The sequence below is a fragment of the Paenibacillus sp. ATY16 genome (genome assembly GCF_003399985.2).
GTDB lineage: Bacteria > Bacillota > Bacilli > Paenibacillales > Paenibacillaceae > Pristimantibacillus > Pristimantibacillus glycanilyticus.
In genome coordinates, this window is record NZ_NMOK02000002.1 from 112,875 (window position 1) to 130,108 (window position 17,234).

The following is a 17,234-nucleotide window of genomic DNA, read 5'->3' on the forward strand; positions in this document are numbered from 1 at the left end:
CGCCTGACTAAAAAGGGGCTGGAGAGAGATGAAAGGCGCATTTAAATGGATCTTGCTTGGAGGCGTGCTTGTATTTATCGTGTTGTACGGCATCGAAATGTCTTCGACAGGCATTGAGCGTATATACGGGCCGATCGAGAAAAACAATTCTTCGTCGGTTATTTCGGAGGACGACCGATATAATCTGGCTGCCTCCGATGAAGAAACAACAACCGTGAAGAGCAGCGGATTATCCACGGAAGCCGACCGGAAAATCGCCGAGCTCGAGAAGGAATTGAAGGAAGTCCGGAAAATCGCGGAGCAAAACGGACGCCATGAACGGCTTCCCGGCCTGTCGTCGGACAACGGGGAACCAACGGTGAACAAGGTTGCTGACGGAACAGCCGGCCTTTTGCAGTCCGTCTCCAATAGCGGGATCCGCTTTATTGCTTCATTATTCGGGTCGGTTACCGGATAGGCGGCCGTGCATCTTGCCGTAACCGCATTGCTGGTATACCATATAGCTGATATAATGGAAAGAATGATTAGCTATATTGGATTGTGTGGGGGTTAGGCATGACTGACGTTCGTGACCGGCAAAAGAAAATTAGGAATTTCTCGATTATTGCACATATTGACCACGGGAAGTCGACGCTCGCTGACCGTATTCTCGAATTTACCGGAGCGTTATCCTCGCGCGAAATGCAGGAGCAGGTTCTCGACCAGATGGATTTGGAGCGGGAACGCGGCATTACCATCAAGCTGCAGGCCGTACGCCTTACTTACAAGGCTGACGACGGCGAAGAATATTTACTTAACCTGATCGATACGCCTGGGCATGTCGATTTCACGTATGAAGTATCCCGCAGTATGGCGGCATGCGAAGGAGCTTTGCTGGTGGTCGATGCGGCACAAGGCATTGAAGCGCAGACGCTGGCCAACGTATATCTGGCACTCGACAACAACCTAGAGATTCTCCCGGTTATTAATAAAATCGATCTGCCAAGCGCCGAGCCTGAGCGCGTAAAGCAAGAGATCGAGGATGTTATCGGTCTTGATGCAAGCGAAGCGGTTCTCGCTTCGGCAAAAGCAGGGATCGGCATTAAAGAAATTTTGGAGCAAGTGGTACAGAAGGTGCCAGCTCCAACCGGTAATCCGGATGAACCGCTTAAAGCGCTTATTTTCGACTCGCACTACGATCCGTACAAAGGTGTTATCGTGTATGTGCGCGTTATCGACGGCAGCATTCAGGCCGGCAAGAAAATTCGTTTTATGGCGACCGGCGCCGAGTTTGAAGTTATCGAGGTTGGCGCATTTAAGCCTCGGATGGGCATTGTGGACGAGCTTGCCGTTGGCGACGTAGGTTTTGTCGTTGCCGGCATCAAAAACGTAAAAGATACGCGTGTCGGCGATACGGTTACGGAAGCGAAACGTCCGGCTCCGGAAGCTTTGCCTGGTTACCGCAAAATCAATCCGATGGTTTATTGCGGTCTGTATCCAATCGAGACGCAGGACTATAACGATCTGCGCGAAGCGCTCGAGAAGCTTGAGCTTAACGATGCGTCGCTCCGTTACGAGCCGGAAACCTCGACGGCACTGGGCTTTGGCTTCCGGTGCGGCTTCCTAGGCCTGCTGCATATGGAGATCATCCAGGAGCGTATCGAACGCGAGTTTAATATTCCGCTTATCACAACAGCGCCAAGCGTTATTTACCGCGTTACGCTGACGAACGGTACGGTTCTCGACATCGACAATCCTTCCAACTACCCGGAAGCGGGCAAGCTGGAGTATGTTGAAGAGCCGTATGTAAAGGCTTCGATTATTGTCCCTAATGATTTCGTAGGCGCGATTATGGAGCTTTGCCAAAGCAAACGCGGCGAGTTCGTGAACATGGAGTACCTGGATACGAACCGGGTTACGCTTACTTATGAAATTCCGCTCTCGGAGATTGTTTACGACTTCTTCGACCAGCTGAAATCGAGCACCAAAGGTTACGCTTCGTTTGATTACGAGCTGTCGGGCTACCGCAGATCGAATCTGGTGAAGATGGATATTATGCTGAACGGCGAGCAGGTCGATGCCCTGTCCGTTATCGTTCACCGCGACCGCGCATACCATCGCGGACGCGGTATTTGCCAGAAGATGAAAGAGCTGATCCCGCGCCAAATGTTCGAGGTGCCGGTACAGGCTTCGATCGGGACGAAGGTTATCGCGCGCGAGACCGTTAAAGCGATGCGCAAAAACGTTCTTGCCAAGTGTTACGGCGGCGACATCAGCCGTAAACGGAAGCTTCTCGACAAGCAGAAGGAAGGCAAGAAGCGGATGAAGCAGGTCGGCAGCGTAGAGGTGCCTCAAGAGGCCTTCATGGCGGTGCTGAAAATCGACGAGGACTAAGATCGGGCTGCTTCTTAGTCGCTGTCGCAAGATAACGGCATAAGGCTGAGCTCAGGGGACAGGGTATCTCCTTACAGCCGCTGTTGCTGATTTTTTTCCTGGATAAAGTGTTATCGGAAGAAAAAAATGCAGCAAAGGCGGGCGCTTCGCTCCTCCAGGAGATACCCTTTACCCCAAAGCGGCCTATGCCAATAATCTAGACAGGACTAAGGAGCATGCTCTCCTTAGTCCTGTCGATTTTTTTAATTGGGGAGTAAAAAAGAAGGAAGTGTTGAAATGATTAATTACGCGCCTAAGGCGCTTTACATTCATATCCCGTTCTGTACGAACAAGTGTCATTATTGCGATTTTACTTCGTATGTATTAAAGGGACAGCCTGTCGACGAATATCTCGACGCCTTGGAGAGAGAGATGGCGCTCACGGTTGCTCAAATACCGCCGGAGAGAATCGATACGGTATTTGTAGGAGGAGGTACTCCTACGGTATTGACGCCGCCTCAGATGGAACGTTTTCTCGCTTCGGTGAAAAAGTATTTTCCGCTTGCCGACGATGTGGAATTTACGATGGAAGCAAACCCGGGCACGACCGACCCGGAGAAGCTCGCCGCCATGTTTGCCGGCGGAGTGAACCGGATCAGCTTTGGCGTGCAATCGTTTGATAACGGGCTGCTGGAGCGCATTGGGCGCATTCATAATGTAGACGATGTTTATCGCAGTCTGGAAAATGCCCGCGCCGCAGGCTTTACGAATCTGTCGATTGACCTGATGTTCGGACTGCCGAAGCAGACGGTTGAGATGCTGGAGGACAGCGTTAATAAGGCATTGGCGCTTGATCTGCCGCACTATTCGCTTTACAGCCTGAAGGTGGAGGAAAATACGCTGTTCCACAAGCTTTATCAACGCGATGAGCTGCCTCTTCCTCCGGAAGACGAAGAGTTTAATATGTATACCTTGCTTATGGACCGGCTGAAGCAGGCGGGTTACGTTCATTACGAGATCAGCAATTTTGCTAAGCCGGGGTATGAAAGCAGGCATAACTCGACGTATTGGCGCAACGAGCCTTATTACGGGCTTGGAGCCGGCGCTCACGGTTATGCACGCGGACTCCGCCATGTGAATGTGAAAGGCGTGCAGCCTTTTATCGACTATACAAAAACAAAGCTTCCGCGTCTTGAAGAAAACGTTGTTCCGGAGTACGAAGCAATGGAGGACTTCATGATGGTAGGTCTGCGACTGCTCAAGGGCGTGCGCGTTTCCGATTATGCCGCTCAATTCGATGGCCAGAAGCTGGAGGATAAGTTTGGCCCCATCATTGAGAAGCTTCTTAAAGACGGACTGCTCGAGAAGGTCCTCGAGGAAGGCGATACCGTATACAAATTGACCGATAAAGGCGTTCTTTTCGGCAACGATGTATTTGGTTCGTTTATCGGTTTGGAGGAAGAAGCCGCTGGCTAAAATTCGGAAAAATAGTTCTTGAGAAAACATGCGACTTGCTGTATATTTATTCAATAGAATTTATATGCACCGGGTGGAGGCGAAGCAGCATGGAGGCAACGGAACAGTTAACGGTAGTTTGCAGAAAAGCAGCACCGGAAGATGTGGAAACTTTGTACGAACTCATTAAAGGCTATGCGGAACAGGGAATCATGCTGCCCCGCACCCGGGAAACGTTGCTGCGTCAGATTGATACGTTTGTCGTTGCGGAGATCGGGGATAAGGTTGTCGGGTGCGGCTCCTTATTGCGGCTTGGGCAGGATCTTGTAGAGATTCGTTCCCTTGGCATGTCCCAGGAATATAGAGGCCTTAAGATCGGCAACAAGCTGGTCGATTTTCTGGTCGAGCAAGCCAGAGAGCAGCAGATTCCCAAAATCATGGCGCTAACGTACGCCGTAAATTTCTTTTTGCGTAACGGATTTACCGTTGTGGAGAAAGAGATTTTTCCGGAAAAGGTTTGGAAAGACTGCGTGAACTGTCCGAAGCAGCATGCATGCGACGAAATCGCCGTACTCAAAATGTTAAACGAATAGATGAAGGGTCAGGCTATAATGCCTGACCTTTTTATTTTTATCGAAGGACATAGGCCTGAAAAAAGGGAACTGACTTGACAATGCTTAAGGTGGTTTGGTATTTTTGTATTAATGATTAGCACTCGGGTCTAATGAGTGCTAACGAGAAGATCCGATAAACTTTTTGGAGGGATGCGAATGTTGACTGAACGGCAACGAATGATACTGAATGCAATTGTAGACGACTATATCCGTTCGGCTGAGCCTGTTGGTTCCAGGAGCATATCTAAGCGCGGCGATGTCGCTTTTAGTCCTGCAACGATCCGTAATGAAATGGCCGACCTGGAGGAGCTTGGATTCCTCGAGCAGCCGCATACATCGGCGGGACGTATTCCATCAACCAAAGGTTATCGTTATTATGTTGATCATCTCGTGAAGCTGAATGAAATAAACGAAAATGATTTGAAGCAGGCTCATTCTTTCTTCTCGGAGAAAATGATTCAGATGGAGCAGGTTATCCAGCATGCCGCGATGATTTTGTCCAACCTGACGAATTACACCTCGATTTTGCTTGGACCGGAGATGTTCAGCAACTCGCTGAAGCATTTTAACCTGGTGCCTCTGGACGAGTCGACGGCGGTTGCGATTATCGTAACCAATACCGGCCATGTGGAAAACCGGACCATCACGGTTCCTCCGGGCATCCATATGGATGAGATGGAGAAGATCGTAAACATCCTGAACGCCAAGCTGGTTGGCATTCCGCTCGTGCGGTTGAAGTCGAAGCTGTACGCCGAAGTAGGCCAGGAGCTGGAGCGTTACGTTGACCATTGCGAGGAAGTGCTGGGCATCCTTGACAGCGCGCTGTCTAACGATTCGGAGCAGCGTGTGTTCCTCAGCGGAACAACGAATATGCTTACGCAGCCGGAATTCAAAGACGTCGACAAGGTGAAAACGATCCTGGATCTGCTGGATGAAACGCCTACCGTGATGAAAATGATTTCCGCCGCGCCGTCGGGTATACAAGTACGAATTGGAACAGAAAATGACCATGAGGCAATCGCGAATTGCAGCTTGATTACGGCTACGTATCAGATTGACGGCCAGTCGCTTGGCACCATCGGCATTCTTGGGCCGACACGGATGGAATACGGGAAAGTCATTACGCTTCTTGACGTGATTTCGAAAGATATGGCCCATATATTGGGCCGCTTCTATAAATAAGCTGCTGTTGCTGTGTGGGCGGGTGCTGTGGGCTTGTGCGCGTACGAGCGGGGTATTGCCTTCCGTCGCTGTTGAAAACGGGAATGTGGATTAGGATTCCTGGGGAATATTCCCGTTTTCAAAGGCGAGCGCTCACGCTCTTCAGGCAATACCCCGCTCTCCCGCGCCCGGAGCGCAGCACCGCAGCAAAAGAGCAAAGGCAACACATTTTACGCGCTTGGGGCGCGTATTCAACTGGCACTGAACCGCCAGTTGCAATTCTTTTAAGGAGGTGAATATGGTGAGTAACGACCAACATAACGAAACAATCGATGAAGTTATAGAAGAACTACAAACAGAGCAGCAGGAAGAGAACGAAGCGCATGAAGATCCGCGCATCGAAGAACTGACAAAGCTGGCTGAAGAGAATCAGCAACGATACTTACGCGCGCAAGCGGATTTCGATAACTTCCGCCGTCGTACGCAAAAGGAAAAGGAAGATCTTGCGCAATACGCTTCGATGAAGCTGATCGGGCAGCTGCTTCCGGTTGTCGATAACTTCGAGCGCGCTGTTTCCGCGGCTTCCGCGAATCAGGATTTTGAAGCTCTGGCTAAGGGCGTGGACATGATCTTCCGTCAGCTGGAACAAACGTTGCAGCAAGAAGGCTTGAAAGCAATGGATGCTGTTGGCGAGCCGTTTAATCCCGAATTCCACCAAGCGATTATGACAGTGGAATCGGATGAGCATGAAGAAGGCATCATCGTAGAAGAAGTTCAGAAAGGCTACATCCTGAAGGAGCGCGTTCTGCGCCCTGCCATGGTTAAAGTTAGCGGCTAATCCCTTTTCCGGTTACCGGAATTTAAATACGGAATAAAATTGATATTTAGGAGGAACTTACGATGAGTAAAGTTATCGGTATTGACCTTGGTACTACAAACTCTTGTGTTGCTGTAATGGAAGGCGGCGAAGCTGTCGTTATCCCGAATCCGGAAGGCAACCGCACAACGCCATCCGTTGTAGGCTTCAAAAAAGACGGAGAGCGCATTGTCGGCGAAACGGCGAAACGCCAAGCCATCACGAATCCCGACCGTACGGTAATGTCGATCAAACGTCATATGGGTACTAACCATAAAGAAGTTATTGACGGCAAAGAATATACGGCTCAAGAGATTTCGGCTATTATTTTGCAAAAACTGAAATCCGATGCGGAAGCCTATCTGGGCCAATCCGTAACGCAAGCGGTTATTACCGTTCCGGCTTACTTCAACGACAGCCAGCGCCAAGCAACAAAAGACGCAGGCAAAATCGCGGGACTTGAAGTTCTTCGTATCGTCAACGAGCCAACGGCGGCTGCGCTGGCTTACGGTCTTGAGAAAACAGAAGACCAAACGATCCTCGTCTATGACCTTGGCGGCGGTACATTCGACGTATCGATCCTGGAACTTGGCGACGGCTTCTTCGAAGTTAAAGCAACAAGCGGCGACAACAAGCTGGGCGGCGACGACTTTGACCAAGTCATCATCGACTACCTCGTAGCCGAATTCAAGAAAGAGCAAGGCGTTGACCTGTCCAAAGACAAAGCGGCTGTTCAACGTTTGAAAGACGCTGCCGAAAAAGCGAAAAAAGATCTGTCCGGCGTAATGTCGACGACGATTTCGCTTCCGTTTATCACAATGGCCGATGGCGTTCCACAGCACTTGGAGCTTAACCTGACTCGCGCGAAATTCGAAGAATTGTCCGCTCATCTGGTTGAACGTTCCCTCGCTCCTACGCGCCAAGCTTTGAGCGATTCCGGTCTCTCCGTAAATGACATCGATAAAGTTGTTCTTGTCGGCGGTTCGACTCGTATCCCTGCCGTTCAAGAAGCGGTTAAGAAGCTGATCGGCAAAGAGCCGCACAAAGGCGTTAACCCGGATGAAGTCGTTGCCCTCGGCGCAGCGGTTCAAGCCGGCGTATTGACTGGCGACGTAAAAGACGTGGTATTGCTTGACGTCACTCCGCTGTCCCTCGGCATCGAGACTGCAGGCGGCGTCTTCACGAAGATGATTGACCGCAATACGACGATCCCTACAAGCAAATCCCAAGTGTTCTCCACTTATGCGGATAACCAACCGGGCGTTGAAATTCACGTTCTGCAAGGCGAGCGTCAAATGGCTGCCGGCAACAAAACGCTTGGCCGCTTCACGCTGAACGATATTCCTCTCGCACCGCGCGGCGTTCCGCAAATCGAAGTTACCTTCGACATCGATGCGAACGGTATCGTTAACGTATCCGCTCTTGATAAAGGCACAGGCAAGAGCCAAAAAATTACGATCACTTCCTCGGGCGGTCTGAGCGAGGCTGAAATCGAGCAAATGATGAAGGATGCCGAGCTGAACGCGGAAGAAGATCGCAAACGCCGCGAGCTTGTTGAAGCGAAGAACAGCGCAGACCAACTCGTTTACTCGGTTGACAAAACATTGAAAGATCTGGGCGATAAAGTAGATGCTTCCGAGATCGAGAAAGCTAACGCCGCGAAAGAGAAAGTAACAAGCGCGGTAGCGACAGACGATCTGGATCAAATTACGAAAGCTACCGAAGAGCTGACTGAAATCGTGCAACAGCTGTCCGTGAAGCTGTATGAGCAAGCGCAAGCTGCTCAAGGCGGCCCGGAAGCAGGCGCTGAAGCAGCCGATGCAGGCGCTCGCGGCAAAGACAATGTTGTGGACGCTGACTATGAAGTAGTTGACGAAAACAAGAAATAAGACTTAACTTGTAATGGGAGAGGTCAAAGACAGGGTCTTCCTGTCTTTGGCCTCCTTGTGTGAATAGGCTGTAGTGCAGCAAACATGGGTGGAGGTGAGATGAGTTGGCAGATAAACGCGATTATTACGAGGTGCTTGGAGTAGGCAAGAGCGCTTCCGGAGACGAGATCAAGAAGGCGTACCGACAGCTCGCGCGCAAGTACCATCCCGACGTCAATAAAGAAGCAGACGCGGAAACGAAGTTCAAAGAAGTAAAGGAAGCATACGATGTCCTAAGCGATGACGGACAACGCGCAAGATACGACCAGTATGGTCACGTCGATCCGAATCAAGGCATGGGCGGAGCTGGCGGATTCTCCGGAAATGGTGATTTTGGCGGCTTTGGCGATATCTTTGACATGTTCTTTGGCGGTGGCGGCGGACGCCGCGACCCGAACGCGCCGCAGCGCGGCAATGACCTGCAGTATTCGATGACCATCGAATTCAAGGAAGCTGTGTTTGGCAAAGAGACGGAAATTACGATTCCGCGCACGGAATCTTGCGATACTTGCGCCGGCTCCGGCGCGAAGCCGGGAACCAAACCGGAAACTTGTTCGGTATGTCACGGTTCCGGCCAGCAGGAGGTTGTCCAGAATACGCCGTTCGGCCGTATGGTCAATCGCCGGGCTTGTTCGCATTGCGGCGGCTCGGGCAAAGTCATCAAAGAGAAATGCGGAACCTGCCACGGCGCAGGCAGAGTGAAAAAACAGCGTAAAATCAATGTCCGCATCCCTGCCGGCGTGGATGACGGAGCTCAAATTCGTCTCTCCGGCGAAGGCGAAGGCGGACTCCGCGGAGGCCCGGCCGGCGATCTGTACATCGTGATCCGCGTGAAGGCGCATGAATTCTTCGAGCGCGAGAATGACGATATCTACTGCGAAGTGCCGTTAACCTTCGTCCAGGCGGCGCTCGGTGATGAGATCGAGATCCCGACGTTGACCGAGAAGGTAAAGCTGAAAATTCCCGCGGGCACGCAGACGGGTACTTATTTCCGACTCAAAGGAAAAGGGGTGCCGAAGCTTCGCGGCTACGGCCAAGGCGACCAGCACGTCAAAGTGACGATTGTTACCCCGACGAAATTGTCGGATGAGCAGAAGGATCTGCTTCGCCAGTTTGGCGGAATCGGCGGCGAGTCCCCGGCAGAGACCCAAGAGCATCACGAATCGATTTTCGAGAAAATGAAGAAAGCGTTCCGCGGCGAGTAGCCCGGAACGTCTTTTTTTTGCGGTTGCGAATAGTTCGGCTTTCCTTGCAACAAGCTACTTAAGTAATGGACCTACCTACTTACTTGAAGGAGCTGGATAACAATGACTAACGAGAACAAAGACTATATGGAAAAAGTGAACTTCGGGGATTTGCCGGTTGGCAAAAACGAAGATGTCGAATTCTCCCAAGAGCTTGCCGATGAAGCGGACAAACAAGCGGCGCAACGCGCGGCAGCAGCGGATGCGCGGGCTCAGAACGAGCAGGGCGAGTAATGTCCCAGCAGGTTGAGATCCGGGCAAACTTCGGCGAGCCGGCCGCAGCCCAGGAGGCGCTTCGCAAGCTGCAGGCACTTAGAGCGTTTGAAGTGAACGGTTTGTTCGAGAACGGTCTGCTTACCGCCACGGTGGACGAAGCGATTGTCGAACGGGCCATTCATATGATTGAACAGATCGGCGGAAGTCCGGAGACCGGAACGATCGGCTGATTGTCGTGAGCGGCAAACTTGTGTTTGCCGCTTTTTTGTGCATAAATGATGAATAGTGTACAATAGATGGTAGTTTTCACTTATGGAGGGTTATAGTACATATGAAATGGCATGAAATTACGATCTCGACAACGGAACAGGCAATCGAGATGATCTCTAACTTTTTGCATGAAATGGATGCGGGCGGCGTATCCATTGAAGAATCGGGTACTTTGAACAAGGAGCGGGACACTTCTCTGGGTCAATGGTACGAGAAGCCGCTGAACGATATTCCGGAAGGTCAAGCGGTTATCAAAGGATACTTTACGGAAAGCGTGGACATGAATGAGCTCAAGCTGCAGATCGTGCCGCGGATTGAGCAGTTGAAGGAATTCGGCATTGACCCGGGCACCTACGAAATCTCGTTTAAGCTTGTTGACGAAGAAGACTGGGCTACAGCCTGGAAGCAGTACTTCAAGCCTATTAAAGTGTCGGAAAGGCTGACGATCAAGCCGACTTGGGAAGAATACGAGCCGGCTGCCGGAGAGAGCATCATTGAACTTGACCCAGGCATGGCCTTCGGCACGGGCACGCATCCAACAACCGCGCTTTGCCTTCAAACGCTGGAATCGGTCATTAAAGGCGACGAAGAAGTGATTGACGTAGGTACGGGATCCGGTATTCTGGCTATCGGCGCGATGAAGCTTGGCGCACGCCGCGTATTGGCGCTGGATCTTGATCCGGTGGCCGTATCGAGCGCTACGGAGAACGTAAGGCTTAACGGCCTGCAGAACGATGTCGAGGTGCTGGAAAGCGATTTGCTGGGCGTGCTTGGCGGTAAGGTTGTCCATGCGGTTAACGAACGGGATGCGCTGTCAACGTCGGTAACGCTTCCGGTAGATCTGGTCGTAGCGAACATTCTCGCGGAAATTATTTTGCTCTTTATCGACGATGTGTTCGCGGCGCTCAAGCCTGACGGTATTTATATTGCATCGGGTATTTACATGAACAAAGAAGCCGACGTGGAGGAAGGGTTGATCCGCTCGGGCTTTGAAATCGTAGATAAGCGCCGCGATCAGGATTGGATTGCATTCGTGGCGAGAAAGCCGCAGGTGAATGAATGAGCTGGGATGATTTCTTAGCGTATCCAATCGAGGACCTGCCTTTTATTGCGCTGGTCCTGATCATATCTTTCACGGTGCATGAGTTCGCGCATGCTTATAGCGCCTATAAGTTTGGCGATAACACGCCTAAAGAGATGGGAAGAGTAACTCTCAACCCTCGCGTGCATATCGATCTGCTTGGCGCCATCCTGATTCTGATCGCGGGCTTCGGTTGGGCGAGGCCTGTTCAGATCAACCCAAGCCGCTTCAAGAATCCGCGCGTCATGGGCGTTATCGTATCGGCCCTTGGTCCTATCAGCAATTTGCTTCTTGGCGTCTTAGGCGTTCTTCTTGTGTTAATACTGGATAAGACAGGTTTGATGTATGCAGGCTCAAACGGCGTTAACTTGGCGCTTCAGCATTTTTTCTTTTATTTCATGTATCTGAACTTTCTTTTGTTTATCTTTAATCTGATTCCGCTGCCGCCACTCGACGGATACCGGATTATTCAGGATCTGGTGCCGCTGAAGACGCGGATTAAGATGGATCAGAACGTACAGTGGGGCATGTACATCTTCCTCCTGCTCGTGTTTCTTCCGCCGCTTCGCCGGGTAACGCTGGATCCGATTCTCGGCTGGTGGGAGCCGCTTTACAATTTCTTTTTCAATTTATTCCAACCGCTGTTTTAAGCCGCATTTCATAGATTTTTAAGGCGGAAACATGCTATGATGAAGGATGGTTAGACTGACGCAATGCAGCGATATTTTGTGGCAGCGGAGCAATTTGACGGCTCTAGCGTGCGTTTAATAGGAGAAGATGCCTTCCACGCCGTCCGCGTAATGCGGATGAAGCCGGAAGAGAAGTTTATCGCAAGCGACGGCATTTCCCGCGTCGTGCTTGCTTCGGTACGCGAGGCAGCCTCTTCGGAGGTGGTGGCGGACATTGTGGAGGAGCTGCCGATGGACAGCGAGTCCAGCTGGTCGGTAACCATCGCGCAAAGCTTGCCGAAGGGCGATAAGATGGAGCTGGTCATCCAGAAAGGGACAGAGATTGGCGCTTATGCTTTCGCGCCTTTTCAATCCGAGCGGATGATCGTTCAATATGACGGCAAGAAGGAAGCGAAGCGTATGGAGCGCTGGAGCAAGATTGCCAAGGAAGCAGCGGAGCAGTCGCATCGCTGCCGCGTTCCCGCTATCGAGCCCGTGCGCAGCTGGCGCGAGCTGAAGGAAGCGATTCCGGCTTTTGATTTAGCGTTATTTTGTTATGAACGGGAAGGCGATGCAGCAGCGGGTACGGGCATCCGGGATGCCTTGCTAAGCTGGAGGCAGGCTGGCCATACGGCAGCCGAGCTGAAGGTGCTGCTCATCATTGGACCTGAAGGCGGCTTTACGGAACGGGAAGCAGATGAGGCGGAGGCGGCTGGAGCCGTTATTGTAGGCCTTGGCCGGAGGATCCTGCGGACGGAAACCGCGGGTATCGTCGGGTTGACCTGCTTGCTGTACGAAGCCGGAGAAATGGGAGGAGCGTAAGGATTTTATGCCATCGGTTGCATTTTACACCTTGGGATGCAAAGTTAACTTTTACGACACGGAAGCGATTTGGCAGCTGTTCAAAAACGAAGGATACGAGCAGGTTGATTTCGAATCGACGGCTGACGTTTATCTGATCAATACATGTACGGTTACCAATACGGGCGACAAGAAGAGCCGCCAGATTATCCGCCGCGCGGTGCGCCGTAATCCGGATGCGGTTATTGCGGTTACGGGCTGTTACGCCCAAACGTCTCCTGCGGAGATTATGGCGATTCCGGGGGTGGACCTCGTTATCGGAACGCAGGACCGCGAGAAAATCATGACGTTTGTGAACCAGATTCACGATGACCGCCAGCCGGTTAACGCGGTTCGCAACATTATGAAGACCCGTGAGTTCGAGGAGCTAGACGTACCGGATTTCAACGAGCGCACACGCGCATTCCTGAAGATCCAGGAAGGCTGCAACAACTTCTGCACCTTCTGCATTATTCCGTGGTCGCGCGGTCTTTCGCGCAGCCGCGATCCGAAGAGCGTGCTCGAGCAAGCGAAGCAGCTTGTAGCTTCCGGCTACAAGGAAATCGTCCTTACCGGTATTCATACGGGCGGTTACGGCGACGATATGGAGAACTACCGTCTCGTTGACCTGCTGTGGGATCTGGACAAGATCGAAGGACTGGAGCGGATCCGGATCAGCTCGATCGAAGCCAGCCAAATTGACGATGCGATGATCGACGTGCTTAACCGTTCGACCAAAATGTGCCGCCATCTGCATATTCCTCTTCAAGCCGGCGATTCCTCCGTGCTTAAGCGGATGCGCCGCAAATATACGACGGACGAGTTTGCAGCCAAGCTGAAACGTATCCGCGAAGCAATGCCTGGCGTAGCGATTACGACTGACGTTATCGTTGGCTTCCCCGGCGAGACGGAAGAGATGTTCGAGAACGGCTACAAGTTTATGGAAGAGGTTGGCTTCTCGGAAATGCACGTCTTCCCGTATTCGAAGCGTACAGGCACGCCGGCTGCCCGCATGGATGATCAAGTGGACGAAGAAGTGAAGAATGAACGCGTCCATAAACTGATCGACTTGTCCGAGAAAATGCAGCTTGCTTATGCCGAGCAGCATGTAGGAGCCGTCCTGGACGTTATTCCGGAGCGTGACTACAAAGGCGCTCCCGGTACGGGGCTTGTGATGGGGTACTCGGATAACTATATTCAGATTGTGTTTGAAGGAACCGAAGCGCTTGTCGGCAAGCTTTGCCGCGTGAAAATTACTGAAGCAGGCGTCAATGAATGCCGCGCTCAGCTTGTCCGCGTACTGGACGATGTCCCGGCGGAAGCGATGAGAGCTTAGAGATAGTCATAACGCACGAGGATTTCACGCTCATTTCTGTCGTATCGGAATAAGTGGGGAATCCTCGTTGTTGCATGCAAATGTCGAGCAGGCAAGGGGGAAACGGAATTGGTTGAAATTTCGGCAGGAGGCGTAGTCTATCGCCGGAACGAGGCTGGGCTTTTGCAGATTCAGCTGATACAGGACCGTTATGGCAAAGTGTCGCTCCCGAAAGGCAAGATGGAGCCCGGGGAGACGGTCGAGCAAACGGCGCTTAGGGAAATTGCCGAGGAAACGGGCATGATCGGGGCTATCGTTAAACCGATTGACCAAATCAAGTATCAGTACCATGATGCGAATAAGGGAACCGTCAACAAGGAGGTTCATTATTATTTGGTTGAAGCGGTAGGCGGATCGCTCCAGGCACAGGTGGAAGAAATCCGGGGCGTCGAATGGTTTGATCCGCTTGAAGCCTGGAGACGCCAGAAGCAGTCGGGCTATGAGAATAATAACCGGATCGTGGCGGGGGCCCTCAGCTTGCTTGGCGTGAAGTTTGATTAGACCGGAAGCTTGCGGAAAACAGGCAAATAGCAGAACGGCAAGGCAATCAATGAGCTTAGAATATTGAAAATCGTTTGCGCGTGAGCGATCTGGCTGGCTGGGGAATGGGCGAACCATCCTGATGCAGCCGATAACTCGCCAAGGAACGGCATGAAGAGCAAAGCGCCGCCGGCATTTAGGATGGTATGGGACCAAGCCACGTATTGACCGGGCTTTGAACCGCTGAAGGATGCGAGCAGCGCGGTAGCGCATGTACCGATATTCGCCCCTAGTACAACGGCAACGCCAAGCTCGAGAGGCATTGCCCCGATGGCTGCAAAGCCCATAATAATACCGATTACAGCAGCACTGCTGTGGACGATTGCTGTCAGCACCGCGCCGGCGGCTAATCCCCACCAGAGGCTGCTTGTTGATTTTTCAAGGAACCAGCCGAACATGGGACTTTCCTGCACGGCGGGTCCAATCGCCTGCATCATGGCCATCCCGGCAAGCAGCAGGCTGAAGCCGCCTAAGGCAACGGCGGAGGAGCGAACGGTCTCAAGCAGCCGAAGCGACCGGGTTCTGGGCCAGATTCCGAGTTCGTTCAGCAGTACGGTTGCGAGCCAGCCAGCCAGCGCCAGCAGAAGCAATGGAACGGAAAGTTTATTTAAGCTCAGGCCGATAAGCTCGGTCGTCAGGCAGGTGCCGATGTTGCTTCCGAGGATAATGCCAAGTGTCCGGGGGAAGGTAAGCAGGCCGGCATTGACTAGCCCTATGGCGATAACGGTAACGGCTGTACTGCTCTGCAAAAAGGCGGTAGTTGCCGTACCGACAGCAAGGCCATGGACCGGCGTCGCCGTTGAGCGATGCAGGACACGCTGCAGATACGGGCCGGCTAACCGGTGCAGCGCCAGCTCCATCAGCTTCATCCCGCTTATAAAGATGGTGAAGCCGATCGCCATTGGCAGAAGAATCGAATGGAGCATAGCAAAGGTCTCCTTTTTATAAAAAGTTATCGTTGATACATATGCTTACGCTTAGACAAGCATGACAAGCCAGGAATAGAGAGGGAGATTAACGAAGTGAGCAAAGCGAAAGTTTGGCTGCAGAAGGGCCGCAGGAAACGTCTTGAAGCAGGCCACCCATGGATTTACGCAAATGAAATCGATAAGCTGGAAGGGGAAGCGGAGCCGGGAGCGCTGGTAGACGTCGTTGGGTCTAACGGCAAATATTTGGCGACCGGATATTACAATCCCAAGTCCCAAATCACGGTCCGCGTCGTCTCCTATCAGCCGCTTGAAGAAATGGACGCCGACTACTTCCGCGAGAAGTTTCGTTTATGCGAAGCGCACCGCAGCCGGTTCGTGCAGGACCGCGATTGCCGGCTCGTCTACGGAGAGGCTGATTTTCTTCCCGGTCTAGTGGTAGACCGGTTCGCCGATGTGCTGGTCGTTCAGATTTTGACGCTTGGACTGGATATCCGCCGGGAAGCGATTGTAGCCGCTCTTGTTGACGTGTTCCAGCCGAAAGGGATCTACGAACGGAGCGATGTCGGAGTTAGACAGCTCGAAGGGCTTGAGCTGCGCACCGGAGTGCTGTTCGGGGAATGCCCGCGGATTCTCGAGATTGAAGAGAATGGCCTTAAGCTGGAAGTCGATATCGTGGAAGGCCAAAAGACCGGTTATTTCTACGATCAACGCGAGAATCGCGCTTCTATCGAGCCTCTCATGAAGGGCTGGGGCGCTCGCAGCGGCATTCGCCTCGAGAACCGCCCTGCTGATACCGATACGGAAGTTACAAGGCTTGTACCGGTGAATGCGAACGGCAAAGAAGTAACCTTCCCATATTGGGACGGTGCGACCGTGCTGGAGTGCTTTGCCCATACCGGCAGCTTCACTCTCCATGCCTGCAAATACGGGGCGAAAAAAGTAACCTGTCTCGACGTATCCGAGCATGCCATCGACACGGCGCGCCGCAACGTCGAGCGTAACGGCTTCACCGACCGCGTGGAATTTGTCGTGGCGGATGCCTTTGATTACTTGCGCACGCAGGTAAAAGGCGTTGAAGAGCGCGCGGAGCGCAGCCGTGCCGGTGCGGATACTTCCAAGCCGCTTAGCGGCGGCGGCCGTACATGGGATGTTGTTATCCTTGATCCCCCCGCCTTCGCAAAGACCAAAAGCGCGGTTGCCGGGGCATGCCGGGGTTATAAAGACATCAACCTGCATGGCCTCAAGCTGGTTAACGAAGGCGGCTATCTCGTTACGGCCAGCTGCTCGTACCACATGCGGCCGGATCTGTTCCTAGAGACGATACAGGAAGCGGCATCCGATGCCGGCAAGCTGCTGCGTCTCGTGGAGTGGCGGGCTGCAGGCAAGGATCATCCGCAGCTGCTTGGCGTATCGGAAGGACATTACTTGAAATTTGCCGTGTTCGAAGTGCGGAGTAAATAATACGAAAAAAGCCGTATGGATCGGTGAGGGATCCATGCGGCTTCTTGTTCTAAAAATAGACATATTCAATCGATTGATAGATGTGTATAATAGGAATGTAACGCTGAGAGACAGACGACTGTACCCAGCGGTTCCATAATGGACAGAGCAGTTCACTGCATGTCTACTAACCCATAATCCGGCAGAGCGGAAATCCGCATGCGGGATTTTTTATTTTATTCTAAAAAATTCATAATCGGCGATA

At 52.2% G+C, this 17,234-nt stretch carries 17 protein-coding genes; 16 read left to right on the plus strand and 1 reads right to left on the minus strand.

Annotated elements, in window-relative coordinates; genetic code table 11:
- Positions 1-28 precede the first annotated feature (28 nt).
- The 15 genes from CFI03_RS01260 (at position 29) to CFI03_RS01330 (ending at position 14,561) form a co-directional block, all read left to right on the plus strand.
- Positions 29-457 (plus strand): DUF3679 domain-containing protein, encoded by a 429-nt coding sequence (locus tag CFI03_RS01260; RefSeq protein WP_248756234.1) that lies wholly within the window; start codon positions 29-31, stop codon positions 455-457.
- A gap of 98 nt (positions 458-555) precedes the next feature.
- Positions 556-2,373 carry a translation elongation factor 4 gene (gene lepA / locus CFI03_RS01265; RefSeq protein ID WP_248756236.1) on the plus strand — a complete coding sequence of 606 codons (1,818 nt, stop codon included), beginning with the start codon at positions 556-558 and terminating at the stop codon, positions 2,371-2,373.
- A 276-nt stretch (positions 2,374-2,649) separates the two neighbouring features.
- Positions 2,650-3,828: a radical SAM family heme chaperone HemW gene (gene hemW / locus CFI03_RS01270; RefSeq protein WP_248756238.1), complete on the plus strand. Its 1,179-nt coding sequence runs from the start codon at positions 2,650-2,652 to the stop codon at positions 3,826-3,828.
- 89 nt (positions 3,829-3,917) lie between these two features.
- Positions 3,918-4,400 (plus strand): N-acetyltransferase, encoded by a 483-nt coding sequence (locus tag CFI03_RS01275; protein WP_127496419.1) that lies wholly within the window; start codon positions 3,918-3,920, stop codon positions 4,398-4,400.
- 177 nt (positions 4,401-4,577) lie between these two features.
- Entirely contained in the window at positions 4,578-5,603 is a 1,026-nt protein-coding gene (gene hrcA, locus CFI03_RS01280) for a heat-inducible transcriptional repressor HrcA (protein WP_201003766.1), read from the plus strand.
- Positions 5,604-5,880: 277 nt separating this feature from the next.
- On the plus strand, positions 5,881-6,420 hold the full coding sequence (gene grpE, locus CFI03_RS01285; protein WP_248756240.1) for a nucleotide exchange factor GrpE: 540 nt from the start codon (positions 5,881-5,883) through the stop codon (positions 6,418-6,420).
- Between the two features lie 62 nt (positions 6,421-6,482).
- Complete coding sequence (dnaK, locus tag CFI03_RS01290; RefSeq protein WP_248756241.1) at positions 6,483-8,327, plus strand: molecular chaperone DnaK; 1,845 nt, start codon at positions 6,483-6,485, stop codon at positions 8,325-8,327.
- Between the two features lie 104 nt (positions 8,328-8,431).
- Positions 8,432-9,571 (plus strand): molecular chaperone DnaJ, encoded by a 1,140-nt coding sequence (gene dnaJ, locus CFI03_RS01295; RefSeq protein ID WP_127496415.1) that lies wholly within the window; start codon positions 8,432-8,434, stop codon positions 9,569-9,571.
- 102 nt (positions 9,572-9,673) lie between these two features.
- A complete protein-coding gene (locus CFI03_RS01300) occupies positions 9,674-9,844 on the plus strand; it encodes a YfhD family protein (protein ID WP_015843810.1) in 171 nt (56 codons plus the stop codon).
- Positions 9,844-10,056 carry a hypothetical protein gene (locus CFI03_RS01305; protein ID WP_127496414.1) on the plus strand — a complete coding sequence of 71 codons (213 nt, stop codon included), beginning with the start codon at positions 9,844-9,846 and terminating at the stop codon, positions 10,054-10,056. Before CFI03_RS01300 ends, CFI03_RS01305 begins: the two co-directional genes overlap by 1 nt.
- Positions 10,057-10,157: 101 nt before the next feature.
- The gene (gene prmA, locus CFI03_RS01310) at positions 10,158-11,159 is read left to right on the plus strand and encodes a 50S ribosomal protein L11 methyltransferase (RefSeq protein WP_201003760.1); all 1,002 of its coding nucleotides are present in this window, start codon (positions 10,158-10,160) and stop codon (positions 11,157-11,159) included.
- On the plus strand, positions 11,156-11,827 hold the full coding sequence (locus CFI03_RS01315) for a site-2 protease family protein (protein ID WP_201003758.1): 672 nt from the start codon (positions 11,156-11,158) through the stop codon (positions 11,825-11,827). The genes prmA and CFI03_RS01315 overlap by 4 nt, the downstream gene beginning before the upstream one ends.
- A gap of 63 nt (positions 11,828-11,890) precedes the next feature.
- Positions 11,891-12,667 carry an RsmE family RNA methyltransferase gene (locus tag CFI03_RS01320; RefSeq protein ID WP_248756243.1) on the plus strand — a complete coding sequence of 259 codons (777 nt, stop codon included), beginning with the start codon at positions 11,891-11,893 and terminating at the stop codon, positions 12,665-12,667.
- A 7-nt stretch (positions 12,668-12,674) separates the two neighbouring features.
- Positions 12,675-14,021: a tRNA (N(6)-L-threonylcarbamoyladenosine(37)-C(2))-methylthiotransferase MtaB gene (gene mtaB / locus CFI03_RS01325; RefSeq protein WP_201003756.1), complete on the plus strand. Its 1,347-nt coding sequence runs from the start codon at positions 12,675-12,677 to the stop codon at positions 14,019-14,021.
- Positions 14,022-14,129: 108 nt separating this feature from the next.
- The gene (locus CFI03_RS01330) at positions 14,130-14,561 is read left to right on the plus strand and encodes an NUDIX hydrolase (protein WP_127496409.1); all 432 of its coding nucleotides are present in this window, start codon (positions 14,130-14,132) and stop codon (positions 14,559-14,561) included.
- Here the strand turns inward: CFI03_RS01330 and CFI03_RS01335 are convergent.
- On the minus strand, positions 14,558-15,526 hold the full coding sequence (locus CFI03_RS01335) for a Na/Pi cotransporter family protein (RefSeq protein WP_201003754.1): 969 nt from the start codon (positions 15,524-15,526) through the stop codon (positions 14,558-14,560). The genes CFI03_RS01330 and CFI03_RS01335 overlap by 4 nt on opposite strands.
- 96 nt (positions 15,527-15,622) lie before the next feature.
- On the opposite strand from CFI03_RS01335, the gene CFI03_RS01340 reads away from it, so the two are divergent.
- On the plus strand, positions 15,623-16,990 hold the full coding sequence (locus tag CFI03_RS01340; RefSeq protein ID WP_248756245.1) for a class I SAM-dependent rRNA methyltransferase: 1,368 nt from the start codon (positions 15,623-15,625) through the stop codon (positions 16,988-16,990).
- The last annotated feature ends 244 nt before the right edge of the window (positions 16,991-17,234 follow it).

Excerpts from the sequence above, each read along its gene's own strand:
- CFI03_RS01315 (WP_201003758.1), top strand. The coding sequence starts at position 11,156 with ATGAGCTGGGATGATTTCTTAGCGTATCCAATCGAGGACCTGCCTTTT.
- grpE (WP_248756240.1), top strand. The coding sequence starts at position 5,881 with ATGGTGAGTAACGACCAACATAACGAAACAATCGATGAAGTTATAGAA.
- CFI03_RS01305 (WP_127496414.1), top strand. The coding sequence starts at position 9,844 with ATGTCCCAGCAGGTTGAGATCCGGGCAAACTTCGGCGAGCCGGCCGCA.
- hrcA (WP_201003766.1), top strand. The coding sequence starts at position 4,578 with ATGTTGACTGAACGGCAACGAATGATACTGAATGCAATTGTAGACGAC.
- CFI03_RS01320 (WP_248756243.1), top strand. The coding sequence starts at position 11,891 with ATGCAGCGATATTTTGTGGCAGCGGAGCAATTTGACGGCTCTAGCGTG.
- prmA (WP_201003760.1), top strand. The coding sequence starts at position 10,158 with ATGAAATGGCATGAAATTACGATCTCGACAACGGAACAGGCAATCGAG.
- hemW (WP_248756238.1), top strand. The coding sequence starts at position 2,650 with ATGATTAATTACGCGCCTAAGGCGCTTTACATTCATATCCCGTTCTGT.
- lepA (WP_248756236.1), top strand. The coding sequence starts at position 556 with ATGACTGACGTTCGTGACCGGCAAAAGAAAATTAGGAATTTCTCGATT.
- CFI03_RS01260 (WP_248756234.1), top strand. The coding sequence starts at position 29 with ATGAAAGGCGCATTTAAATGGATCTTGCTTGGAGGCGTGCTTGTATTT.
- CFI03_RS01335 (WP_201003754.1), bottom strand. The coding sequence starts at position 15,526 with ATGCTCCATTCGATTCTTCTGCCAATGGCGATCGGCTTCACCATCTTT.
- CFI03_RS01275 (WP_127496419.1), top strand. The coding sequence starts at position 3,918 with ATGGAGGCAACGGAACAGTTAACGGTAGTTTGCAGAAAAGCAGCACCG.
- dnaK (WP_248756241.1), top strand. The coding sequence starts at position 6,483 with ATGAGTAAAGTTATCGGTATTGACCTTGGTACTACAAACTCTTGTGTT.
- mtaB (WP_201003756.1), top strand. The coding sequence starts at position 12,675 with ATGCCATCGGTTGCATTTTACACCTTGGGATGCAAAGTTAACTTTTAC.
- CFI03_RS01300 (WP_015843810.1), top strand. The coding sequence starts at position 9,674 with ATGACTAACGAGAACAAAGACTATATGGAAAAAGTGAACTTCGGGGAT.